This window comes from Croceicoccus mobilis (genome assembly GCF_001661965.1).
Taxonomy (GTDB): domain Bacteria; phylum Pseudomonadota; class Alphaproteobacteria; order Sphingomonadales; family Sphingomonadaceae; genus Croceicoccus; species Croceicoccus mobilis.
Genome location: NZ_LYWZ01000022.1, coordinates 370286 through 394829, shown reverse-complemented (window position 1 = coordinate 394829; position 24544 = coordinate 370286). Strand labels below are relative to the sequence as shown.

Sequence of the window (24544 nt, the reverse complement as noted above, 5' to 3'; positions counted from 1 at the left end):
AGTGACTACCGGTTAGAAACGGACGCGAACACCTGCGGAAACACGGCGGCCGGTCTGGCGGTATTCCTTGGTCCTGTCTTCCGAGACGGAGTAGATGAACTCCTTCGCGTTGTTCAGGTTGATGACATCGCCATAGATCGTGAAATTGTCGGTGATGTCATAGGACAGGCTGGCATCCAGCTGGCCATAGGCATCGAAATACTCCGGCTCACCGTTGCGGCCCGACGCGACCTGAAGGAAATTGTCACGATAGGTGTAGGCGAGACGGGCCTGAAAGCCGTACTTCTCGTAATAGCCGACCAGGCTGTATGAGTACTTGGACAGACCTTCGAGGCCGAAGTTCACGTTTGCCACCGCATTGGTGTATTCGGCGTTTGAGTCGGTGTAGTTGAAGCTGGTCTGGACCCCCAGGCCATCGAACGGCGCCGGCAGCCAATCAGCAAAGGACTGGCGATAGCCGATTTCGAAACCCTTCACGGTCGCGCCTTCGCCATTGTCGGGTACAGTGACCTGGAAGGTGACTTGGTCGACCAGCTGCGGCGTGGTGACAAGCGTCACGAAGGATTGGATGTCCTTGTAGAACACGGCACCCGAAAGCAGCGAGTTGCTGGCGAAGTACCATTCTGCCCCTAGTTCAACCTGCTTTGCCCGGAACGGCTGGAGATCGGGGTTGCCGCGGCGGATCGTCTCATTACCCGGATTCGTCTGGATCGACTGGCGGGGCGAGAGGTCCGACAGCGTTGGACGCGTCATCACCTTTGAAGCAGCAATGCGTAGGATGAAGTCGGGCGTCACGCCCAGCTTGACGTTGATTGAAGGCAGCCAATCGTCGTATTTACCGCGGAAGCTGACCGGGATGACATCGGATACCACGATAATGTTCTGGCCCTGGCCATTAGGCATCGCGCTCAACACCGTGCGCGATGCGCCGGATGAGGTGTACTCGGTGTTTTCGTACCGCAGGCCCGCATTGATGGCGAGGTCCATTCCGCCAAGCTCAGTCTCCCAGTCGGCCATGAGATAGCCGCCCCAGACATCCTCATCCACTTCCGAAGATGCAGAAGGGGAGAACACGGCCGGGTCGAAAGTGCGGCCGTCCTGCTCTGCGTATTGGTCCACCTGCAGGATCAGCGAGCGAGGATCATAATAAACCCAGTCGCGAACGATGTCGCCGCCATAGCCCGAGAAGAAGCCCCGGTCGGTGGAGGAGAACAGGGTTTCGGGAAGAAGCTGGTCCGATCCGCAATAGGCGCATTGCTGGCCGAACGGCATTTCGTTGGCGGTGATCGTCTTGGTGCGGTTGTTCTTGAACATCCCGCCCGAGAAGGTCAGCGAACCGAAACCGGGGTTCCATTCGCTGTCGACCTTGTACTCCATGATCTCATCATCGATGTCTGATCCGCCGCCCCAGATGTAGTAATGCGCTGTGATGCCCTGGGGATTCGTCGCGGCATTGCCGTAATTGGGGCTGGAAAAGCCATAGTCATAGATCGGGCTGCCGGTCCGGCGATCGAAGTAATGATTGATGCCTTTGCGACGGATCGTGGTGAAGTCGTTGTTTTCCTTGCCGCGACGCTCGGCCTTTGAATAGGATCCGTCAAAGCGCAGGCGGAAGGTTTCCGTCGGTGTCCAGTCGAAGTTCAGACCTAACTGGTCGGTGGTCACGTCCCGATCGCCATACTGGATGATCTGGTCGACGAAACCGCCTTCATAGCGCTGGTAGACGGCTTCGCCGCCTTCGACGACTTGTTCGACCAGCGTGCCGCCCGAAAAGTCATAGGCAAGGCCGATCTGCTGTTCGATGAACTGCGCCTTGGCGTGCAGGGCATCGATGGTGACGGTCATCGTTTCGTTTGGCCGCATCTGCGCTGAACCGTTGACGGCCCAGCGGGTCAGGTCGCGTTCGAAAAAGAACGGTGAAAGGTTAGACGGCATCGAGACATTCGTGAATGGCTCGACATCCGGGCCGATGCGTGCACCCGCGACACCGCCGGAGCTGTAATAGCCGTCAGTGCTGGAGCGCCGGACGTGACCTGCGCCAATCGTAAATTCGTCGTTCCGGTTTTTCTGTTCCGAATAGACACCCGACAGGGCAAGACCGAACGTACCAGGCTCGTTCTGCCAGCTGGCAACGGCTGAAAATTCCGGATTGATAGTATCACGAATTTCCGACCACATTGCGTTTCCGCTGGCTGCAATCGTGAAGTCTTCGCTTTGATCCAGCGGGTGGAGGGTCTTCACGTCTACTGTCGCGCCGATTGAGGAACCGTTGAGGTTGGCCTGCGGCGACTTGTAGACATCGGCGCCCGAAATGATTTCGGACGGCAGCACGTCGAATGAGAATTCGCGGCCATTATTGTCAGTGGCAAGTGTGCGACCGTTGACTGTAACCGCGTTGAACTTCGGACCGAAGCCGCGAACGGTCACGAAACGGCCTTCGCCGCGGTTCCGTTCGATGGTGACGCCGGGGATGCGCTGTAGCGATTCGGCAACGTTCTGATCGGGCAGCTTGCCCAGGTCTTCGGCGACGATCGAGTCGACGACGGAAACCGAATTTCGCTTGATATCGATTGCAGCCTGTTGTGACGCGCGGATGCCCGTAACGATGATTGCATCGCCAGCTTCAGGCTCGTTCTGATCTTGCGGCAGCTCGTTCTGTGCAACGCTGTCCTGCGCCATCGAAGGGCTCGCCATGATCATGGCTGCCGTACTTGCGGCACCCAACAAGGCCGAGCGACGGATAATGGTCTTGAACGCCATGTAACTCCCTCTCCAAGTTTTATTATTGATTTCGATCTTAATGCGTCGAAATTACACCGGTGTCAAATGACATCATACGTATGACGAATAATTTTTATCGCACCGACCGGATCGGCATCACGCAAAAGGCTGATGCGAAGACAAACACCACTGCGGCCCAGAAAATCACGCTGTAGTCGTCAGCGAATAGATTCAGCAGGATAGCGGCCATGATGGGGCTCAGGATCTGGGGAATGTTCACGGCGGTCGTCAGGATGCCCAGATCCTTGCCTTCATCGCCCAGTGCGCTTTTCGGCAGGACCTGCGTCATCAGTGCCATGTCGATGGACATGAACATTCCGTATCCCACGCCGATTATCGCGGCATAGGTCCACATACCGTCCATGTCGGGCGATATCAGCGGTGCAACCATGGCGCAGCCCATGATCAGGCTGCCCAGGATCACGAAGGGTTTCCGCCGCTGGAACCTGTCGGACAGCCATCCGGATATCAGCGAAGACGTGACAAGACAGACAAGCGTGACCATCGCCAGATTGGCGATGGCGATATTCGACGCTTCGTTTTCCAGCCCAATGTAGTCGCGCAGGATATAAAGGAGATATGCGGCAACGGCCTGATATCCCATGTAGATCAGGAAGCGACTGGCAAAGGCCCAGGCGAAATCGGGATGCTTCTTGGGAGAGATCCAGAAGCCCTTGAAAAATTCGCCCCAAATAATCGGACGGCGGGGTATGGCTTCGCTGGCAGGCTCTCGGTTGATGGCGACGAAGGCAAGGCAGGACACCAATATCGCGCTAGCGAACAGGCCATAGGCCAGCACCCGCTCACCCGCCAGATATCCGGCCACGACCGTGCCTGCCGTCAGGCCTCCGGTCATTCCCGCGCCGACCATGCCTGAGACACCGCCCCGGGCTTCAGGAGCGAAGCGATCGGCAATAAGCGTTGTCATGGCAGGTTGCATTGAGTTGTACGCGATTGCGGCCATCACCCACAGCACCATCAACGACCAGAAGCTCGTCATCCACGAAACGCCGAAGAGCGCCAGCGATCCGAAAAGCGATCCAATGGCAATCCATGGCGAGCGTTTGCCCCAGCGGCTGCGCGTACGATCGGACAAGGCGCCCGCAATCGGAGTGGCCAGGGTCGAGAAGATCGAGGTTACAGCGAACAGCAGCGCCAGATTGTTCGCTTTTGATCCCTCGTCCAGTTCCGCGATCTGGTTTGGCAGCAGGACGCCAAGGACGCCGCTGTAGAGCGCCATCAGCAGGAAGAAGTTCACCATCAGCGAAAGCTGCAGCTTCATTCGCTGCGGGCCCAACAGGTAATTGTCAGCCGGTGCCGTCGCGGTTGCCATTTATCTCTCCCATTTCGTTATTCTGAGCCAGCATCTTATTTTCGTTTAGCGGTTGCCGGCGCTAGTTGAAGACCGGCATGTCTTGGCCTGCAGTGGGGGCCGCTGCTGGCGGCCCAGCCTTCGCTGGATCTGGGGATCAGCGCATCCTCGTTCACTTCGATGCCAAGGCCCGGGCTATTGCCCAGCCTGATACCGCCGTCTTCGATCGATTGATCGACCGACAGCCCTGCAGGCCATTTCCAGTCCTGAACTTCGATGCCGATCAGATTGGGGACGGCTGCTGCCGCATGGGCGAGAGGATTCGCATCGTAAGCTACAGGCGATACGGGCAGATTGCGCGAATGGGCGGCAATCGCTACGCGCAGGAAGTGGGTGATGCCCCAGACGCTGCCTGCCTGAACGACATCCAGTGCGCCTGCTTCGAACAGCGGTGAATATTGCTCTAGCCCGGTCAGGTTCTCACCCGATGCCACTGCCGCGCGACAGGCTTTCGATACGCTGGCCAACCCGGCAGCATCCCATCGCCGTACGGGCTCTTCAATCCATGTCAGATCCAGTTGCTGTTCAATTTCGTGAAGATGACGGATCGCCTGCTTGGCGTTCCAGGATTCATTCACGTCAAGCATGAGGCCTGGACGGGAAGTGTTCTTCGACATGATGCCGCGAACCGTTTTCAGGCGGTCGATGTCGCGGCCCAGATCGGCACCGCCTTTAACCTTGACGGACGAGAAACCGCGTTCGGACCAGATTTCGTAATGCGCCGCGAATTGATCGTCCGACAGTCCGTGGCATAGCCCAGACGCATAGCCGGACACGAAACAGTCCATGGCACCCAAGGTGCGCCAAAGCGGTTCGTCCGCCATTTTCGCCTTCAGGTCCCACAGCGCCATATCGACTGCGGCAATCGCGCCGAACGTCGCGCCGGCGTGTCCGCTCTTGAACACCTGCGACAACATCGAGTCGTAGATGGTCGTAACGGCGCGCGGATCCTTGCCTTCGACGGCCCGGAAGATACGCGCAATATCGGCGTGCTGGCCAACGCCGACGCCTGTCAGTCCGACGTCCGTTTCCAGAAGAAGGACGGGAACCTCGGTAATACCGTCCTGTATAATTCCGTTTACATCGCCAACCGGACGACCCCAATCATGAGTCGTGACCAGCGAACGATAACCCGTGACTCTCATGCCTTTCGCACCCCGTAGCAGGCCTGACCGACCCCTCTGTTTGGAAACATAGTATGTATGATCTTTCGCGGTACGCAAGCCCTTGACGTGAATTTGCGCGAAAGCCAAGCGGAAAGGGACACATTTATTTCCCATCAGGGGGCAAGAATATGAGCAAGGAAACTGCCGCAACTCCTGCGCGAGCAAGACGTCGGCCACGGCTTTCGACCGCTGTGGTCGAAGACCTTGTGAATTTGATCGTGGCTGGTACCTATCCCGTCGGCACGGCCTTGCCGCCCGAGAACATGCTTTGCGAGATGTACGAGGTAAGCCGCACGGTCGTGCGTGAAGCGACGACTGCCCTGATCGAGAAAGGGCTTGTCGTGACTCAGCAGGGGCGCGGCACGATCGTCCGGGAAAACCAGGCCTGGAACATGCTTGACCCCGTGATCCTCTCTGCCCTGTTCAAGGGTGAGGACGGCTTACGTTATCTCGACAATCTTTCGCAGGTCCGCGTTCTGCTCGAATCGGAAATGGCGGCCAATGCGGCGCGAGAGGGCACTGATGAACAGCGCGCGGAACTGGCCAGCCAGATCGAGAAGCTGGAGGAACTGGTCACCATTCCATCCGCCTATGTGCACGAGGATCTGCGCTTCCACGATATCATCATGCGCATGTCTGGTGACCGACTGAGCAAGGCCATCATCGATGGCATTCAGTCAGAGGCGCTTCGCACGCATGCCTATTCCGGCAAGCTCAGCGTCGACCACGTCAAATCCACGCAAGCCGCGCATCGCAAGGTTTTCGATGCCATCATGGCGCGCGACCCCGATGCCGCAGGCGCGGCGATGCGCGAACATATCTCGGGTTCGTGGACGAAGCGGCGGACCGATTCGGTTCGGAAAATTCAGGGCTGATCGGCCAGGTCATAGATGCGCTCCATCTCGACCCAGGTCTGATCGGGTACGGATGGCAGCGACTTCTGGAAGCCGGCCATCATCCGGTCCCACTCCGCCACTTCGGGGTTGTCGGCGTCGCGGGCCTTCTTGGCTTCGGGATCGGGCGCGCGCTCGCTGTCCTGCTCCATGATCATGAACATTCGGTCCGCGACCTGCCATATCTGTAGTGACACGACGCCGTCGGCGCGAATCGCAGCCGTGACGGCGGCTGGTGGTCCGCCCGGTTCGTGCCAGCGGCGATAGGCTGCGATCATTTCAGCATCGTCGTTGAGATCGACTGCGAAACAACGTCGTTCGATAGCCATATTCTACTCCGATTTTCTGTCTGCCGTGCCGCCTTGATCCCGTTCATCCATCAAGAGCGATTGACGCACACGCGCATCCTGCTTTAAACATCATACATCTTATGAATGAAAAAGCAGGAGAGGATTGTGCCACAGCTTTTCGGCGAAGCGATAAGCCGACGCGAACTGGCCAGTCGGTCGGGGGCGCTGTCGCAGTTTGCGGGGGTGCGCCTTTCAACATTGGGAGACGGGGTAGAGCGGGGCAACCGCCAGCTCGAATTCCGCACAGGAAGCGGCCTTCGTTTCACCGTGCTGGTCGATCGCGCAATGGATATCGCCGAATGCGAACATAATGGACGCGCGGTCGGCTGGCATTCGCCTTCGGGTTTTCGCCATCCCGCTCTCCACGAATACGAAGGCGAGGGCGGCCTTGGCTGGTTCCGTTCGATGTCGGGGCTGCTGATAACCTGCGGCCTCGACCACGTTCTGTTCATGCACGACGATCAGGCCGACCATTACCATTATGGTCCGCGGGAGAAGGTATCGTCCTCGCTGCACGGCAGGATCGGGACAATCCCGGCCCGTTTGACAGGCTATGGTGAGGAATGGCGCGGTGACGAATGCGTTCTGTGGGCCGAGGGCGTGGTGCAGCAATCCACCGTGTTCGGAGAGGATCTTCACCTGATCCGTCGCATCGAGGCCGATGTCGGCGGGAACGAGATCAGGCTGCATGACCGCGTGGTCAATCACGGTTTCTATCGCACGCCGCACATGTATTGCTATCACATCAATGTGAGCCACCCGGTCGTCGCCGAAGGGTCGCGCTATGTCGCGCCGGTGCGTGATGTGATCTGGGCAGCGCATGAGGGTGACTATCAGGGGCAGGGCACTGGCTATCGCACCCTTCCGGCACCCATCCCCAATTTCCACGAACAGGTCTGGCAGCATGACATGGCCGCCAGTGCCGATGGGCGCGTCAATGTTGCCATCGTGAACGAAGCACTGGGCTTCGGCTTCGAGGTGGAGACGCTGAAAAGCCAGTTTCCGGCCATGTATGAATGGCAAAACCTGCACGCCGGTCATTATGCCATGGGGATAGAGCCTTCCACCAATCACGTGCTGGGCAAGGATTTCGCGCGCGAGCGCGGCGAGCTGATCTGGCTCGAACATGGTGACGAGCGGCGCTACGACAGTATCTTTCGCATTCTGCCTGACGATGGCACCGTGCAGGACGCCGTTCGCCGGATCGAGGGCGTGTGCCACCAGCCGGACGAAGACTACCCGAAACCTTCGGGCCATTATCCGCAGATCACTTCTGGTGCGGAGCATGTGGCATGAAGGGGCGGACCGTTCTCTACACAGGTGCCGCAGGCGGGCTGGGGTTCGAAACGACTCTGCTGATGATCGATCGCGGGGCAACCGTCATCGCCATCGATTACAACCGCGACAAGCTGGCAGCGCTGGAGCAGGCCGCACTGGGGCGCGGACCGGGTCGGCTCGTCGTCTCCGATGCCGACCTGGGCGACCTTGCCGCCTATCGCGCCGTGCTGGAGCGGCTTCTGGCCGAAACCGGCGGCTTTGACATCGTGATCAACAATGCCGGGATCTACCCGTCGAAACCGTTCGAGGACTTCACGCTCGAGGAATATCAGGCCGTCCAGCGCGTCAATGTCGATGCGGGTGTTCTGGCCGTCCAGATCGGCCTGCCGGGCATGAAGTCGCGCGGCTTTGGCCGGATCGTCAATATCTCAAGCATCACGGTTTCGGGCGGTTGGGAGAACCTTTCGCCCTATGTTGCATCCAAGATGACCCTGATCGGGCTGACCCGGGCGTGGGCGCGCGAATTCGGTCCTGCCGGCGTGACCGTCAATGCCATCGCGCCGGGCGCATTCCCGACCGATGCCGAAAAAATCCATCCCGACCCCGAAGGCTATGAACGCATGGTGCTGGACGCGCAGGCGATCAAGCGCCGCGGGCACGCGGGGGACATTGCCAATACCATCGCCTTTTTCACCAGCGACGAAGCCGGTTTCATCACCGGCCAGACGCTGCACGTGAACGGCGGATGGACCATGAACTGATTTACTGGAAAGCAGACCGATGAAAATCCTCGAAGGTATACGCGTCCTCGATTGCTCTATTGCAATGGCCGGGCCGTTCGCGGCGCAGCGCATGGGCGACATGGGCGCCGATGTGATCAAGGTGGAGCCGCCCAGCGGCGAATGGCAGCGCCACGCCTCTGCCGGCGGCGCGACAGGCAACAAGATAAATGTCTCGTTTCTCTCGCTCAACCGGAACAAGCGCTCGCTCGCCGTTGATCTGAAATCACCTGAAGGCAAGGCGCTGCTGATCGACATGGTGCGTGAAGCCGACGTGTTCCTGCAGAACTATCGGCCCGGTGTCGCCGAGCGGCTGGGAGTCGATTACGAAACGCTTTCCGCCATCAATCCGCGCCTCATCTATATTTCGATGTCGGGCTACGGCGAAGACGGACCCTATCGCGATTTTCCCGGACAGGACCTGCTGCTGCAGGGCATGTCGGGCGCGATGATGTCCACCGGGTCGGAGGGGGCACCTCCCTCTGCTGCCGGGCAGTACCTCGTCGATGCAATTGCTGCCTATTCCGCCTTCGAAGGCGCGCTGGCCGCGCTGTTCCACCGCGAGCGCACTGGCGAAGGGCAACTGGTGCAGGTCAACATGCTGGACGCGATCGCCACGATCCAGATGCAGGAGCTTTCGGTGTTCACCGTGGGCGGCAAGCCGCAGGCCCGCTCGGCCGAGCCGCATGCCCATTCCTATATTCGCGCGCCATACGGCGTGTTCGCGACCGCAGACGGCTATATCACCGTGGCCATGGCATCGCTTGGCAAGCTGGGAGAACTGTTCGAAGACGATTTCTTCGCAGGACTCGAAGACGAACGCGACAGCTGGACCATGCGCGACGAGATATTCGCACGGGTCAAGAAGCACCTCCTGAACAAAGGTAGCGAGGAATGGCTGGCGGAAATGCGGGCGCGCGATATCTGGGCTGGGCCGGTCTATGGCTACGCGGATCTCGTCAATGATCCGCAGATCAAGCACAACGGCACATTCATCGAATATGATCACCCGACCGAGGGTCGCCTGAAAGTGCCCGGCTTCCCCATCCGCTTCTCGCGCACACCCTGCGGGGTAGAACGCGGCGCGCCGTTGGTGGGTGAACACAGCCGCCAGATCATGAAGGAGGCCGGCCTGGCCGATGACGCGATCGATGCGCTGATCGAATCCGGCGTGGTGCGGCAACACGCATGACAGCTCCTGCCGACTTGACTGTGCCTGGCTATCGTGGGCTGACCTGGGATCATCCCCGCGGATATAATGCGCTGGCACGTGCGGCTGGCGGAGCGACTGGCCTGACGCTGGAATGGGACCGTCATCCTCTTGAAGGGTTCGAATCCCACCCGATCGCCGAATTGTGCGACCGATATGACCTTGTCGTTCTGGACCATCCCCATGTGGGCGAGGCGGTCGCCTCGAACTGCCTTGTGCCGGTCGAAACGCTTTTTGCCGAGGGCGAGATTGCCGGCTGGCGCGATGCGATCGCGGGGCCATCGCTTGCCAGCTATCACTATGCCGGACAGCATTGGGCCCTGCCGCTGGATGCCGCAACACAGGTCATGGCGTGGCGAAGCGGAAGCGTAGACACGATTCCGACGAGCTGGGAGCAGCTTCCCGACTTGGCCGAAACGTGCAAGGTCGCGCTCAATCTGGCGGGTCCGCATGCCATTCTCAGCTTTCAGTCCATCTGCGCTGCGCTGGGGTTTGACGCACAGCCCTTGCGGGAAGGCTTTGTCGACCGCGCGTTTGGCAGAGAGGCATTCGCCATCATGACGGCGTTAACCGGGGATGCCACGCGGACCACGGCGGACATGAACCCGATAGCCATTCTGGATGCCATGTCATCGGGCGACGGGCCGGACCTGTGCCCGCTCATCTATGGTTATGTGAACTATGCAACGCGCGGAGTGGAGTTTGGCGATGCGCCGTCCGGACCGGACGGGCGCATCGGATCGATCCTTGGCGGGACCGGCATTGGTGTTTCGCGCCGCTGCAAGATTACGCCCGCTTTGCTCGACCATATTCGCTGGCTGATGTCCGACAGGGTGCAGCGCGGCTTCATTCCCGGCCATGACGGGCAGCCTGCCTTCCGGTCCGCCTGGATCGATCCGGTGGTCAATCAGGCAACCGGCAATTTCTTCGCCGCCACGCTCCAGACATTGGAGCAGGCAACGCTGCGCCCTCGCCACGATGGCGCGATTGCCTTCCAGACATCCGCCTCCACCCTGCTACGTAGCGCACTGCTGGCAGGCGAGAGGGCCGAGCCCACGCTGGACGCGATCGAGCGGCTTTACGAACTGAACCATCCGGCCGGAGCCGAAACATGACCGATGCCCTGATTTTCGACGTGCAGGACCACGTGGCCACCATTACCTTCAACCGGGCCGAAAAGTTGAATGCGCTGACCCCTGCAATGGCAGCGGCCCTGATAGAGGCCGTGGCCGAATGTAATGTCAGTAATGCCGTGCGCTGCGTGGTAGTGACCGGTGCTGGCGAAAAGGCATTTTCCGCAGGTTCGGACATCTCGACGCTAGACAGCTATGCGACGCCGTGGGACTTTCGCAATCGCGACGATTACTGCGATGCGCTGCGCGCCTGTCGGAAGCCGGTGGTCGCAGCGATCAACGGCTATGCGCTGGGCGGCGGGCTGGAAACGGCCATGGCCGCCGATATCCGCATTGCATCTTCCAATGCCCGTTTTGCCGCACCGGAAATCAAGCTGGGATGGATCGGCGGTGGCGGCATGGCGGCAGGCCTGTCCTATTGCGCGGGATCGTCCAATGCGGCGATGATGGTCTTGACGGGCGATATGATCGATGCAGGCCTTGCCAGGGAATGGGGCATCGTAAGCGAGGTGCATGAACCCTCGGCATTGATGCCGCGCGCCATGGAAATCGCCGCCACTATCGCAAGCCGTGCTCCGATCGCGGCAGAGACTGCAAAGCTGAACCTTCGTGCCGCCCATACCATGCCGTGGGACAAGGCGATCGAGTATGAGCGCGACCTGCAGGCAATCTGCTTTGCGACAGAGGACGCGGCTGAAGGGCGCGCCGCCTTTGCCGAACGGCGTGACGCGCAGTTCCTACGGCGATAGGAGAAATCATGACCAAACCCCGTATTCTGCTGTCCCGCCGCTGGCCCGAAGCTGTCGAGCGGCGGCTGGCGCAACGCTATGACGTGACATTGAACGAAGAGGATGTGCCGCTGGGACCGGACGCGCTGGCCGATGCCATGCGGCAATTTGATGCGGTGTGCCCCACTGTCACCGATCGTCTGGAAGCATCGGCGATAGAGGGGCCGGATGTGCGCGCCCGGATCATCGGAAATTTCGGCGCGGGCATCGAACATGTCGATCTGGAAGCAGCGCGACGCGCTGGCATAACCGTTACCAACACGCCCGATGTGTTGACCGATGCGACTGCCGATATCGCAATGACCTTGCTGTTGATGGCGACGCGCCGCGCAGGCGAAGGCGAGCGCGAACTGCGTGCCGGGGAATGGACTGGCTGGAGACCGACGCATCTGCTGGGATCGTCCCTGTCGGGAAAGGTGCTGGGGCTGGTCGGCTTTGGCCGAATTGCCCGGGCCATGGCGGACAGGGCCAGGGCATTCGGCATGAGGATCGCCTATCACAGCCGCACGCCGAAGCCGGACATGCCCGAAGGCAGCTATCATGCCGAGCTGGCTGGTCTTCTGGCGGCTTCGGATGTCGTTTCCCTTCACGCGCCGGGCGGGGCGGAAACCCATCACATGATCGATGCGGCCATGCTGAAACGCATGAAGCCAGGCGCTGTCCTGTTGAACACCGGGAGAGGGACGCTGATCGACGAAGCGGCGCTGGTTGACGCGCTGCGTGATAGAAAGATTGCGGCTGCGGGCCTCGACGTTTTCGAAAACGAGCCGAACGTAAACCCCGGCCTCGTCGATCTTCCCAATGCGGTGCTGCTTCCGCACCTGGGGTCTGCCACGCTGGAAACGCGTGAAGCGATGGGCATGAAGGTTGCCGACAATCTCGATCGCTTCTTTGCTGGGCAGGAACCGCTTGACCGCGTTGCCTGACATTGTCGCCAAGGCCATCGACGATTGGCTGTCGACCGGCAAACGGCCCCTTGTGCTGGGAATCTGCGGAGCGCAGGGGAGCGGGAAATCGACACTGGCGGGCCAGCTTGAAAAGAGCCTTTCACGCAAAGGACTGAAGGTCGCTGTCCTGTCGCTGGACGATCTTTACCTGGGTACGCAAGAGCGATGCAGGCTTGCGCAGGCAATCCATCCATTGTTCGTGACACGCGGCGTCCCCGGAACACACGATGTATCGCTTGGTTTGGAAGTGATCGATGACCTGCGGGCAGGCAAGACGGTTGCTCTTCCGCGTTTCGACAAGGCCAGTGATGAACCCGTGCCTGGGGAGCTTTGGCCGGTTGTCGAGGGCGGGGTCGACATGGTCCTTTTCGAAGGCTGGTGTGTTGGTGCGACCCCCGAAGATCGAAACGAATTGACAGAGCCGGTCAACAAGCTGGAAGCCGAGGAAGACACTGAAGGACGCTGGCGAGAAGCGGTGAACGATTTTCTGTCCGGCTCTTATCAGGCGTTATTCAATCGTATCGACCGCTTGATCCTTTTGGCTGCGCCCGGTTTCGAAGTCGTCCACGAATGGCGTGTCGAGCAAGAGCGCGATCTTGCCAGCCGCTTGGCTGAGGAGGGGCGCGACCCGGGGGCGGTCATGGGCGAGGCGGAAATTGCCCGCTTCATCAGCCATTATGAACGCATCACCCGCTCAATCCTGAAATCCATGCCGTCCAGCGCCGATCTGGTCGTCAAGCTGGACAAGGCGCGCGGTATAAAAGGCTGATCCGACAGCAGGGTTGTCTTCCGCTTAAACATCATACATCATATGATAAAAATAAGCCGGGAGAAGAGCTTTTGCCTGAAGGATTTGTCGATTTCAGTCGTCGTGCTGCGCTTTATGGGCTGGGGGCCGCATTCGCGTCCAGTGCCATGCCGGTCCGCGCAGCGGGCAGCCTGTCCGCTTTTCACGATATTCGCGATTATGGCGCGGTCGGCGACGGCAAGGCGATCGATTCCATCGCCATCAATCGCGCGATAGAAGCGGCCAGTGCACGAGGGGGCGGAACTATCATCGTTCCGCCGGGCGAATATCTGTGTTTTTCGATCCGCTTGAAAAGCCATATCACTATCGTGCTGATGCCGGGTTCGATGATCGTTGCTGCCGATCCCGATATGCACGATGGGCAATACGACCTTCCCGAAGGCGTGTTCGAGGAGCAACTGGTCGATTACGGCCTGGCCCATTTCCATAACAGCCTCATCTATGGCGACGGGGTGAACGATATCGCCATTGTCGGGCAGGGCATGATCTTCGGTCCGGGCCTTGATCGCGAAGGGCCGCCGCCGCGTTGGCATGGAATAGAGGGCTGGAAGTCTCCAGCGGAACTGGGGATGAGCGCCGACGAGGCCCGTCGCGCCATACCGCTGGAAATGAAATATGAAGGGCGCGGCAACAAGGCGATCGGCCTGACGCGGTGCCGGAATATCGTCCTGGAAGATTTCAGCATTCTGCAAGGCGGACATTTTGCCTGTTACGTGCTGGGCTGCACCAATGTGCGGATAGAGGGGCTGACCGTTGACACTGATCGAGACGGGATCGACCTTGACTGCTGCCGCGATGCCAAGGTGATCAACTGCACGGTCAACGCGCCCAAGGACGATGCCATCGTGCTGAAAAGCAGCTATGCGCTGCAGGAAGCCAGATTTTGCGAGGATGTGCAGATCATCGGTTGCAAGACCAGCGGCTACCTGCTGGGCACGCTGCTGGACGGGACGTATCAGAAGTCGCCCTATATGGCGCCCGATGATGTCGGCGTACTTGGCCGGATCAAGCTGGGGACGGACTCCGTCGCCGGTTTCCGCAACATCCTCATCGCCGATTGCCTGTGCGAAAATTCGCGCGGCCTGCAGATGGGGGCGATCGATGGCGGCGTGCTGGAAGACGTGACGGTGCGCGATGTCACGCTTCGCAATCCCGTGAACCATCCGCTGTTTGTCCGTCTTTCGGCGCGCAATCGCGCTCCGCGAGGGGCGGGCGTTGCGCGGGTCCGGCGCGTCCGCTTTTCCGACATACAGGTTTCGGGCGCGCGGATGGAATATCCGTGCGGCGTGGTCGGGATTAAGGATGGCATCATCGAGGACGTCAGCTTTAGCGGCGTGCATGTCACGGCCGCAGGCGGCGGTAGCGCGTCCGATGCGGCGCGCGACGTTCCCGAACGCCGGACTTCCAGCCTTGAGCCGAGCTTCATGGGAACACTGCCTGCGCACGGGCTGTATGCGCGGCATGTTCGCAACCTTGCCGTCAACGACATGCGGGTGGAAGTGAAAAGCGCCGATGCGCGTCCGACAATCGCACTGGAAGATGTGCAGGGCGCAGTGATCGACGGATTGTATTCCATGAAAGAGGAAGACCGCGCCGTGCGTATAGCAAGCGATTGCAGGAACATCGCTGTTCGTTCGGTTTCGGTCCTGGAGGAAGTGGCATGACACGTTTGCTATCGGAATTCGCAGGCCTGTTCGCGCTAGCCATACTGGCGACTGTCGCGCTTCTTCAGCCTGCCAGCGCGCAGGAAGGCGTGCCGCTTAACGATGGGTGGCAATTCACCAAGGGCGACCCGCAAGGGGCTTCCGCTCCGTCCCATGACGACGCTGGCTGGTCCTCGATTTCGGTTCCTCACACCTATAACGCCGAAGATTCTGGAATTGGGGGGGCCAAGGCGCGTGGAGAGCCGGAAGGCGAGTATTATCGCGGGCCCGCCTGGTATCGCTTGTCGTTCGAACATGTTCCTGCACCGGGAAAGCGGCAGATCCTTCACTTCGGCGGCGCGACGCTGAAAGCCGATGTTTGGCTGAACGGCCGCAAGGTCGGAACGCATCGCGGCGGCTATGCCGCTTTTCGCTTCGACGTCACCGATGAATTGCAGGCAGGGCGTAATGTTTTGGCCGTGCGGGTGGACAACGCCAAGAACCCTGAAATTTCCCCCCTTAACGGTGACTTCAACGTGTTTGGCGGCCTTTATCGCGAAGTTCGCCTGATCGAGGTGCCTGAACTGCATCTGGACCGTATGAACCATGCCGGTCCGGCGATCCGCGCCTGGACCGAGGCGATCGGCGATGACACCGCAAAAATTGGTTCGAATGTGGCGGTGGTGAATACTCGCTCCGTCCCCGCGCAGTTCGAAATCGATACTCAGATCATCGATGCCGATGGCAAGCAGGTCGCCACGCAGCGCGAGCAATTGCAACTTGCTGCGGGTGAGAGCCGGTCGGTTGCATCCAATTTCACCGTTTCGAACCCGAAGCTGTGGCGGGGAAGGGAGGGTCCTTACCTTTACCGGATCCGCAGCCAGATCCGCGAAAGCGGAGCGCTTGTCGACAGCCAGTCGGTGCCGCTGGGCATCCGGACGGTTGCGGTTGAAAAGGACGGCACCTTCCTGCTGAACGGCAAAGCGTATCCGCTCTATGGAGTGAACATGCAGATGCCGACGCGCTTCGGCCGTGGGCCGATCGTCACCGATGGCGAGATCGACGAGGACATGCGCCTGATCGACGAGATGGGCGCCACGGGTATACGGCTTGCCCACATGCAGCATCCGCCGCGCGTCTATGAGCGGGCGGATGAACTTGGCATGCTGATCCTGACCGAGGTGCCTCTTATCGATGATCACGACCAGTCGGATGCTTTTCGCGAAAATCTTGTCCAGCAAATGGAGGAGTTGATCGCCCAGCACACCAACAATCCATCGGTTGCGCTTTGGGGTATCGGGAACGAGATTCGCGTTTCGGATGCCGCTTCGAACCGGCTTCTGGCAGAGCTGAACGAAACTGCGCATACGCTCGACCCGTATAGGCCCACGACTTACGCGCATTGCTGCCTGGACGATGATGATCCGATCGCCCAGCACAGTGATACGGTTTCGTACAACCGCTATTTCGGCTGGTACTGGACCAAATCGGAAGACATCGGCCCATGGGCGGACGAGCTTCACGCCAAAATGCCGAACCGGCCGATCGGGGTTAGCGAATATGGAGCCGGGGCGTCGATCCGCCATCAGGAAGACCCTGTCGTGAAGCGGCCTGAATCCAACGGCTATTGGCATCCGGAGCAGTACCAGACGGACTTCCACATCAAGCACTGGCTTGAACTCAAGAAACGTCCGTTCCTGTGGTCGACTTTTGTCTGGGTCGCGATCGACTTCCCGTCTTTCAAGCGGAACGAGGGGGACAGGCCCGCCATCAATGACAAGGGGCTTATTACCGAGGACCGCATCCCCAAGGATGCCTATTACTGGTATCAGGCGAACTGGGCCGAAGAGCCGATGCTGCACATCGCAAGCAGCCGCGATACGCACAAGCGAACCCAGCAGGTGAAGGCCATGGCCTTTTCCAACCTGCCAAGGGTTGAGGTGCGGTTGAATGGTGGCGAATGGACCGGCATCGATGTGGAGGACCGCATGGCGAAATGGACCATAGAGTTGGAGGAGGGCGCTAACCTGATCGAAGCCCGCGCCCGCACCCAAGATGGGAGGCTGCTGACCGACAAGGTTGGCTGGCGATATGATCTGCGGCCCTGACCGTTCGATAGTCCCGCACAAGAAAGGGGCGCGCCCTGCGAAGGACGCGCCCCTTTTTTTGGCTGATTGATCGTCAGTCGCGGGGGCCGGCCTCCGCGATCACCTGAAGGGCCTCTTCAGGCCAGTTCGCGTCGGCCACAAGATTGTTGCCGCGCGCATCATTGCCCACCCTCGGCAGCCAGCGTCCACCCGTTTTCAGCGAGTTGTGCCAGTTGCCCATCGCCCGGTTATCGGTGGAAATGCCTTGGTCGTACATTTTTCCGGCCGTGTTGACGTTCAGCCAGACGCCGTCCGTTTCGACGACATTCTCGCTTACGGTGAAGTGCTTGCTGCCTTCATCGAGATAGATGGCAATCTTTCCGTTGATGTCGAAGATATGATTGCGGCGGATGACTGCGTTGGGATTGGCCGAAAGGTTATAGATGGCGCCGCCGTCCATGTACCATTGCTTCACCCCATGGATGCGGTTGCCTTCGACCAGTGTGTCGCGCAGCGTGGTCGGTGTGTCGAAGCGCGGATTATGGACATAGCCCTGCTGGTTCTGGTCATAGTTGGGGTTGCCGCCTTCATCGTTATAGCCCCAGCCCCAGCCGGTTGCGATCGCGTCATAAGGCGCTTCGCTGATGTCGTTGTGCGCGATCGTCGCCCCATCGAAATAGGTGGTGAGGATCGCGGCATTGTCCTTGTAATCGTGGCTGACCGACTGGATGACATTGTCCTCGATCGTCAGGTCGCGATTGATCAGCGCCTGATCGGACGGGTGATGTGCATCGGTGCGTACACCGCCTGCCATAATCGCGCCGCCCGCAATGACAGCAAAGCGGTTGCGCGCAACCCGAATGTTGGAGGTGGCGAGGCCAATACCGGTTTCGTGCGCCAGCGGTTCATTGCCGATGCCAAGCGCGACCTGGCCAAGCTGGCTGAACGTATTTCCTTCGAAAGTGATGTCGCGTGCCGCTGAAACCTGGACAGCGGCGGGTATCTGGTGCCACTTCAACCGCATCGATTCAAATTCCACACAGCCCCAGCCGCACGTTTCCCAAGCGTCGTCGGGATGAAGCGGGGAGGGGTCGCTGAGGTAGGCCCCGCTCTGCTGGTTGGCGTAGCCGGTGTCGCGCGAAGGCCCGAGCCATGAGCTGTGCGAAAAACGCAGTCCGCGGAAGGTCAAGCGTTCGACAGGCGCTTCGGGCGTCCCGCTGATCGACACCAGCACTTCCAGCGTGGGCACCACGACATCCAGTTCGGCAATGTCCTCGTCCTGTCCGGTGCGCAGGTAAAGCCTGCCTTCATCGGGATCGATCACCCATTGGTGCCAGCGCGAATGCCATTGGCCGACCTTCCCGACGAACTCCAGGGCACCGCGCAGGAAGAAGCGTGATTCTTCTGGGAACAGGGGCTGGCTCGCCGTGTCATAGCCCCAAGTGTTGTTGTCCCAAGCGGGCTGCGACATGGTGAAACGCGTACCATCAATGGATTCCACGGGTGAATACCGGTCGGTAAAAATCCCGGTGGCCTCGGCCTCCACCCTGTCTGGTCGCGAAATATCGCCAAGCCAGGCATATTCGGGGTCCGTGACTTCAAAGCCGGTTGCGCTGAATTGCAGGTCGTCCAGCGGAATCTCCACGAACGGACTTTCGCCGCGAGTGCCATTGATCCAGATCTGCCGCGTATCAAGCCCCTTTGGCGTTTCTGCGACGTAAAGATGCCGGTCTTCGTCATAGGGGCGAAAACCGGTAATTTTCATGCCGGATGTGATCATGGGATTTGCGCCCGGGGCTGCGCGCCATTCGACGGAATGGCCATTCTGTCCACCATCGGCCTGGCGGAAGATCAGCGGGGCCGTAAGGCGGTAGGCGCCATCTGCCAGAAGGACGGTCACATCATCGGATGCATTGTTTGCGCGAACGATCTCCTGCGCCTTTACAAGCGATTTCAGTGGCTTTTCCGCGGTTCCGGGATTGCCGTCATTCCCGCCGGGGGAGACGTGGATCGTCACCTGCGCCAGCGCAGAGGTGGCGAAAAGCAGCCCAGCCGCGAACGGGATGGCACCTATGGCCTTGCCAATCATATCATCCTCTCCTCTTTTTATCTTTTGCGCGGTGGGGATCAGTTGACCCAGCCGCCGTCGATTACATTCACCGTGCCGGTGGTAAAGGCGCTCTCATCCGAGGCGAGATAGATGGCGAGTGCTGCCAGTTCCTCTACCCGGCCAAATCGGCCCATGGCCTGCCGGGCAGTGAACTCGGCATAGGCCTTCTCGAAATCGCCGGTGTCGTGCAGGCGCTGGATAAGCGACGGCGTTTCGACCGTGCCCGGGCAGATGGCGTTGCACCGGATCCCCTTGGTGACAAAATCAATGGCGACCGACTTCGTCAGCCCGATGACGGCGGCCTTCGTCGCGCCATAAGCAAAGCGGTTGTCCACCGCCTTGATGCTGGAACATACCGACGACATGTTGATGATCGATCCGCCGCCAAGCGCCAGCATGTTGGGAAGAACTGCGCGGATCATCCGATATTGCGCCGTGACGTTAAGGTTGCAGGAGAAGGTCCAGGCATCTTCGTTGCAGTCGAGAATGGTACCGGCGTGAACGAAACCGGCACAGTTATAAAGGACGTTGATGTCGGGCAGTCCGGCGGCAATGGCTTTGACAGCGTCCGGGTCGGTAACGTCGAGCTGGCGGCAATCGGCGCCTTCCAGCCCTTCCAGTGCCTCTGCGCGCACGTCGGTTGCGATGACCCGCGCACCTTCGCGCAGGAAAGCCTCTGCAGTGGCGCGGCCAATTCCCTGCCCGGCGGCCGTGACGAGGGCGACCTTGCCTTCAAGACGCGACATTCAATTCTTCTCCCAAATGGATCGGCCCGGCATTTCCGGGCGAATTTCGGCATGGACATGCCAGATCTGAATTCATATGATGTCGTATGTTTAATGATGGTGCAAGCGCAGACTTTTCCCTTAACCGGCGATCCGCAATCGGACTGATGGCCGCCCTCGCGGCCAGTCCGGCGGCTGCGTCACAGGCCACTGCCACCGGCGTCGTCGAAGACATTCGAGATCACGGCGCGAAAGGCGATGGCCGGTCGATAGACAGCAAGGCGATCAACGCGGCTATTCGTGCCGCTGCGTCCCGCGGTGGCGGTGTCGTTGCTGTTCCGCCGGGCCGCTACCTGTCCTTTTCGATCCGCCTTCTGGACAATATTACGCTTGCCCTGTCGCCAGGCGCCGTGATCGAGGCGGCAAATCCCGACGTGCACGGTGCCAATTACGACCCACCGGAAAACTATCTGGAGCAGCAATTCCAGGATTTTGGCATTACCCATGTGCACAACAGCCTGATTTATGCCGATGGCGCGAAGAACATCGCGGTTGTCGGGCGTGGACTGATCCATGGCCTTGGCCTTGATCGAGCGGGGCCGGGCGATCACTGGTGGCGGCGCGATCATTTCCAGTCCGCAAAAGCGCTGGGCATCACGCCACGCGAACTGGCGATTCGGAACGAGGGTGAAGCCGCTCAGGTCGGTCGCGCCAACAAGACTTTCGGCCTGATGAAATGCCGTGGCGTGCGTTTTGAAGATTTCACGATCCTGCAGGCCGGCCACTTCGGCATCATCGCGCATGGCTGTTCAAACATGCGGGTAGACGGGGTCGTGATCGACACCGATCGTGACGGCATCGATATCGATTGCTGCCGCGATGTGCGGATAACGAATTGCACCGTCAATGCGCCCAAGGACGATGCCATCGTTCTTAAAAGCAGCTATGCGCTTGGCGAAAAGGTGCTGTGCGAGGACATCCAGATCAGCGGCTGCAAGACCAGCGGATATCTGATGGGTTCGCTGCTCGACGGCACTTATCGACCGTCTGACTATCGCGCGCCGGACGATATCGGGGTGCTGGGCCGTATCAAGATGGGCACGGAAACCGTGGGCGGTTTCCGCAATGTCCAGATCAGCGACTGCATCTGCACCAACACGCGCGGCATCCTGATCGGCATCGTCGATGGCGGGGTGATGGAGGATGTGACCGTTTCGGGCATTACCTTGCGCAACCCGGTGAATCATCCGCTGTTCGTGCATCACGGCGCCCGGATGCGTGCACCCGAAGGGAATCCTGTCGGCGCAATCAGGCGGGTCCGTTTCGAAGATGTGCAGGTATCGGGCGCCGATCCACGGTTTCCCTGCGGTGTCGAAGGTATCGCTGACGGTCCGGTCGAGGATGTGACTTTCAGCGGGATCGATGTGGCCTCTGCCGGGGGAGGCACTTCGCAGGACGCTGCGCGCGATCCGGAATATCGGCGGGTGACCAGCCTAGAAGTCAGCTATCTTGCAACATTGCCGGCGCAGGGCATGTATGCTCGCCATGCGCGGCGGTTGACGGTGCGCAACTGTCGCTTCACGACCGAAAAACCGGATGCGCGACCGGCTGTCGCTTTGCGCCATGTCGATGGCGCGATCATCGACAATGTTCATTCCTCCGCTCCAGCAGGGCAAGCGGTGTCGTGCAGGGACAGCCGCAATATCGCGGTGGAAGACATGGGGAGGTTGGCCTGATGGGACCGCTAGACCTTGGTTTCGGTGCCGCGTCGATCGGCAATCTCTATCGTCCCGTAGCGGATGAGGATGCCCGCGCCGTAGTCCGCAGGGCCTGGGAAGCCGGTGTTCGTTTTTTCGATACCGCCCCTCACTACGGCTTTGGCCTCAGCGAGAAGAGGCTGGGGTCGGCACTGGCGGAGCTGGACCCGGGGCAAGAAGCCATTCTTTCAACGAAGGTCGGGCGGAGACTGGATCCCAGGCCCGATGCCGACCTGGACTCGCTTCGTCAGGCATTCGTATCCCCGGAACCGTTCGAAAGCGTCTTCGACTACAGCTATGATGCCGTCATGCGATCGCATGAGGGCAGTCTTGCACGGCTGCGGCGAAAGCGGGTCGATATTCTTTATGCCCATGACATCGGCAGCTTTGCCCATGGCGACGATCACCCGCGCCTGTTCGCCCAATTCATGGAGGGCGGCTATCGCGCCATGCGTGAATTGCGCGATGCCGGCGATGTTTCCCAGATCGGCATTGGCGTGAACGAGATCGCCGTCTGCGAAGAGATGATTCACGCAGGCGATATCGACATCATTATGCTGGCCGGACGCTACACCCTGCTTGAACAGGATCCTGCAGACAATCTTCTTCCGCTATGCGCACGAAAGGGAGTTAAGCTGGTGGTCGCGGGGCCGTATAATTCCGGGATCCTTGCCAAGGGCGTCAGGGCAGGTGGAACGCCGCCCAACTTCAATTATGAGCCTGCGCCCCCTGCGATTGTCGAAAGGGTCGGTCGGATAGAGGACATTTGCGAAGCCCATGGCGTTCCATTGGCCGCCGCGGCGCTGCAGTTCCCGCTCATGCACTCGCAAATCTCTTCCGTGGTGCCGGGCATGGGTTCCGTCCGTCAGGTCGATGCCGCGATTGATCTCATGGCCGTCACCATTCCCGACGCTCTCTGGGACGATCTTGCCAGACAGGGCCTGCTCAGGCGCGGGCTGCAAGAGGCGGGCTGACTGGCCGATCATCACCCGCAAGTCGACACCAGATCGCTGCGGAAAAGGAGAGACCAAGAAGTGACCATTAGCCGAAGGGCCGTTTTCGCCAATGCCATGGCCTTGGGGGTCTCTGGCCTTGCCAGACCTGCCTTTTCCAGAATGCACCCGCCGCGTGAAGTCGAACGATGGGGGCTGTTTGAAATCGCGCTGGACGGTCCGGGCAGCGGTAATCCATTTCGGGAGACGAGGCTTTCGATTCTCTTCGAGAATGGTGGGCAGGCCATCGAAGTACCGGGCTTCTACGACGGGGACGGGGTCTATCGTGTCCGCTTCAGCCCTCCCGAAACGGGGAAGTGGGGATGGACTAGTCAAAGCAATGCAAATGCCTTGTCCGGCCTGATCGGCGAATTCGCCGCAACAGAGCCGCAGAGGGGCAACCATGGCCCGGTCCGGGTCAGCAACGATGGGTTCCATTTCGTACACGCAGATGGCACCCCGTTCCGCCAGATCGGCACGACCTGCTATTCATGGGCGCTCCAGTCCGAGGAGAAATGTCGGCAGACGTTGGCAACGCTCGCCGAAGCGCCGTTCAACAAGATGCGCATGCTGGTGTTCCCCAATGTAGCCTCTGCCGCCACCGATCCTTTCCTGCGGACGGGAAGCGGGCCAAAGGACTGGGATCCGGCTCGTTTCAATCCTGCCTATTTCCGCCGTTTTGAGGATCGGATCCGGCGCCTTGGCGATCTTGGCATCGAGGCCGATGTCATTCTTTACCAGCCCTATGATCCCTCACGTGGCTATTCGGACATGTCTCGCGAGGATGACGAAGCGTACGTCCGTTATGTCGCCGCACGCTTTGGTGCTTTCAGAAATGTCTGGTGGTCGATGGCGAATGAGTTCGACCTCATCAAGACGAAATCGGACGAAGACTGGGACCATCTGTTCGGCATATTGGTTGACGCTGATCCGCACGACCGGCTGCGATCAATCCACAATATCCGGCGCTATTACGACCATCGCAAGCCGTGGATCACACACGCCAGTATCCAGAACGGTGCCGCCGTTGACGACAGCATCCGTGCCGAACTTCATCGTGCTTTCGCGGAAAAGCCGGTCATCTTCGACGAGGTTGTCTATGAGGGCGACATCGACAAGCGCTGGGGCAATCTGTCAGCTGAAAAGATGGTCGAGCGGTTCTGGCACGGGCTGATGGGCGGCACCTATGTTGGCCACAGCGAGACCTATGCTTCCAGCGGCAACCCCGATCATTCATGGTTGGGGCAAGGCGGTACCTTGCAAGGTGATAGCGCGCCGCGGCTCGCCTTCCTGAAACGTATCATGGAAGAGGGGCCAGCGCCCGGCATTGACGCGATCCAGCCGTGGTGGGGCTATCACGTCGCGGGCAGGAAAGGGAATTATTACCTCGTCTATTTCGGCGAGACGAGCCCGGCAAAGTGGACGATCGCCTTGCCCGCCCGAGAAGACAGCGATGCCGGTTCTTACAAGGCGGATATCATCGATAGCTGGAACATGACTGTCACCGAGGTCGAAGGCGTGATCGAGTTGTCTCGTGGCAACGAGTATGAACTACATGCACCGAAAACCGGTTCGATCGCTTTGCCGCAGCGGCCCTACATGGCGGTCAGACTTCGCCGGATCGCGGACAGCGATTGACGTGACGTAGTGAACTTAACCGGGCGGACAGCGTAATAGAATTTTCCAATGATTTGAGCGCCCTTTGCCCTGTCAAGAGTGCCATAT

19 protein-coding genes are annotated in these 24544 nt (G+C 59.9%); 13 read left to right on the top strand and 6 right to left on the bottom strand.

What is annotated here, in order from left to right:
- Window positions 1-12: 12 nt before the first annotated feature.
- The 3 genes from A9D13_RS09370 to A9D13_RS09360 all read right to left on the bottom strand — a co-directional run bounded on the left by A9D13_RS09370 (window position 13) and on the right by A9D13_RS09360 (window position 5406).
- The gene (locus A9D13_RS09370) at window positions 13-2760 is read right to left on the bottom strand and encodes a TonB-dependent receptor (protein WP_066772774.1); all 2748 of its coding nucleotides are present in this window, start codon (window positions 2758-2760) and stop codon (window positions 13-15) included.
- 94 nt (window positions 2761-2854) lie between these two features.
- The gene (locus A9D13_RS09365; RefSeq protein WP_066772772.1) at window positions 2855-4114 is read right to left on the bottom strand and encodes an MFS transporter; all 1260 of its coding nucleotides are present in this window, start codon (window positions 4112-4114) and stop codon (window positions 2855-2857) included.
- A gap of 35 nt (window positions 4115-4149) precedes the next feature.
- Entirely contained in the window at window positions 4150-5406 is a 1257-nt protein-coding gene (locus tag A9D13_RS09360) for a mandelate racemase/muconate lactonizing enzyme family protein (protein WP_229665213.1), read from the bottom strand.
- A 41-nt stretch (window positions 5407-5447) separates the two neighbouring features.
- On the opposite strand from A9D13_RS09360, the gene A9D13_RS09355 reads away from it, so the two are divergent.
- A complete protein-coding gene (locus tag A9D13_RS09355; protein ID WP_066772768.1) occupies window positions 5448-6194 on the top strand; it encodes a FadR/GntR family transcriptional regulator in 747 nt (248 codons plus the stop codon).
- On the opposite strand, the gene A9D13_RS09350 is transcribed toward A9D13_RS09355, so the two are convergent.
- Window positions 6185-6541 carry an L-rhamnose mutarotase gene (locus tag A9D13_RS09350; RefSeq protein WP_066772767.1) on the bottom strand — a complete coding sequence of 119 codons (357 nt, stop codon included), beginning with the start codon at window positions 6539-6541 and terminating at the stop codon, window positions 6185-6187. The two genes, A9D13_RS09355 and A9D13_RS09350, sit on opposite strands and share 10 nt — an antisense overlap.
- A 126-nt stretch (window positions 6542-6667) precedes the next feature.
- Between A9D13_RS09350 and A9D13_RS09345 the strand changes: the two genes are divergently transcribed.
- The 9 genes from A9D13_RS09345 (at window position 6668) to A9D13_RS09305 (ending at window position 17256) form a co-directional block, all read left to right on the top strand.
- Window positions 6668-7858, top strand: coding sequence for an aldose 1-epimerase family protein (locus A9D13_RS09345; RefSeq protein ID WP_066773939.1), 1191 nt, complete (start codon window positions 6668-6670; stop codon window positions 7856-7858).
- A complete protein-coding gene (locus A9D13_RS09340) occupies window positions 7855-8601 on the top strand; it encodes an SDR family NAD(P)-dependent oxidoreductase (protein WP_066772766.1) in 747 nt (248 codons plus the stop codon). Before A9D13_RS09345 ends, A9D13_RS09340 begins: the two co-directional genes overlap by 4 nt.
- A 19-nt stretch (window positions 8602-8620) precedes the next feature.
- Complete coding sequence (locus A9D13_RS09335) at window positions 8621-9811, top strand: CaiB/BaiF CoA transferase family protein (RefSeq protein WP_066772764.1); 1191 nt, start codon at window positions 8621-8623, stop codon at window positions 9809-9811.
- The gene (locus A9D13_RS09330) at window positions 9808-10944 is read left to right on the top strand and encodes a type 2 periplasmic-binding domain-containing protein (protein ID WP_066772763.1); all 1137 of its coding nucleotides are present in this window, start codon (window positions 9808-9810) and stop codon (window positions 10942-10944) included. Before A9D13_RS09335 ends, A9D13_RS09330 begins: the two co-directional genes overlap by 4 nt.
- Window positions 10941-11711 carry an enoyl-CoA hydratase/isomerase family protein gene (locus tag A9D13_RS09325; protein WP_066772761.1) on the top strand — a complete coding sequence of 257 codons (771 nt, stop codon included), beginning with the start codon at window positions 10941-10943 and terminating at the stop codon, window positions 11709-11711. Before A9D13_RS09330 ends, A9D13_RS09325 begins: the two co-directional genes overlap by 4 nt.
- A gap of 8 nt (window positions 11712-11719) precedes the next feature.
- A complete protein-coding gene (locus A9D13_RS09320; protein ID WP_066772759.1) occupies window positions 11720-12676 on the top strand; it encodes a 2-hydroxyacid dehydrogenase in 957 nt (318 codons plus the stop codon).
- Entirely contained in the window at window positions 12660-13466 is an 807-nt protein-coding gene (locus tag A9D13_RS09315) for an adenylyl-sulfate kinase (RefSeq protein ID WP_066772754.1), read from the top strand. Before A9D13_RS09320 ends, A9D13_RS09315 begins: the two co-directional genes overlap by 17 nt.
- A 71-nt stretch (window positions 13467-13537) precedes the next feature.
- Complete coding sequence (locus A9D13_RS09310) at window positions 13538-15169, top strand: rhamnogalacturonidase (RefSeq protein WP_066772752.1); 1632 nt, start codon at window positions 13538-13540, stop codon at window positions 15167-15169.
- The gene (locus A9D13_RS09305) at window positions 15166-17256 is read left to right on the top strand and encodes a glycoside hydrolase family 2 protein (RefSeq protein WP_066772750.1); all 2091 of its coding nucleotides are present in this window, start codon (window positions 15166-15168) and stop codon (window positions 17254-17256) included. Before A9D13_RS09310 ends, A9D13_RS09305 begins: the two co-directional genes overlap by 4 nt.
- Window positions 17257-17329: 73 nt before the next feature.
- Here A9D13_RS09305 and A9D13_RS09300 read toward each other — a convergent pair whose 3' ends face one another.
- The gene (locus A9D13_RS09300; RefSeq protein ID WP_066772748.1) at window positions 17330-19324 is read right to left on the bottom strand and encodes a right-handed parallel beta-helix repeat-containing protein; all 1995 of its coding nucleotides are present in this window, start codon (window positions 19322-19324) and stop codon (window positions 17330-17332) included.
- 38 nt (window positions 19325-19362) lie between these two features.
- Window positions 19363-20091, bottom strand: a complete 729-nt coding sequence (locus tag A9D13_RS09295; RefSeq protein WP_066772747.1) for an SDR family oxidoreductase — start codon at window positions 20089-20091, stop codon at window positions 19363-19365.
- Between the two features lie 146 nt (window positions 20092-20237).
- On the opposite strand from A9D13_RS09295, the gene A9D13_RS09290 reads away from it, so the two are divergent.
- From A9D13_RS09290 to A9D13_RS09280, 3 genes are read left to right on the top strand one after another with little or no spacing between them, the layout of a single operon-like run.
- Complete coding sequence (locus A9D13_RS09290; RefSeq protein WP_172808137.1) at window positions 20238-21806, top strand: rhamnogalacturonidase; 1569 nt, start codon at window positions 20238-20240, stop codon at window positions 21804-21806.
- Window positions 21806-22801, top strand: a complete 996-nt coding sequence (locus A9D13_RS09285; RefSeq protein WP_066772744.1) for an aldo/keto reductase — start codon at window positions 21806-21808, stop codon at window positions 22799-22801. The genes A9D13_RS09290 and A9D13_RS09285 overlap by 1 nt, the downstream gene beginning before the upstream one ends.
- 60 nt (window positions 22802-22861) lie before the next feature.
- A complete protein-coding gene (locus A9D13_RS09280) occupies window positions 22862-24457 on the top strand; it encodes a DUF5060 domain-containing protein (protein ID WP_082922243.1) in 1596 nt (531 codons plus the stop codon).
- Window positions 24458-24544: the final 87 nt, after the last annotated feature.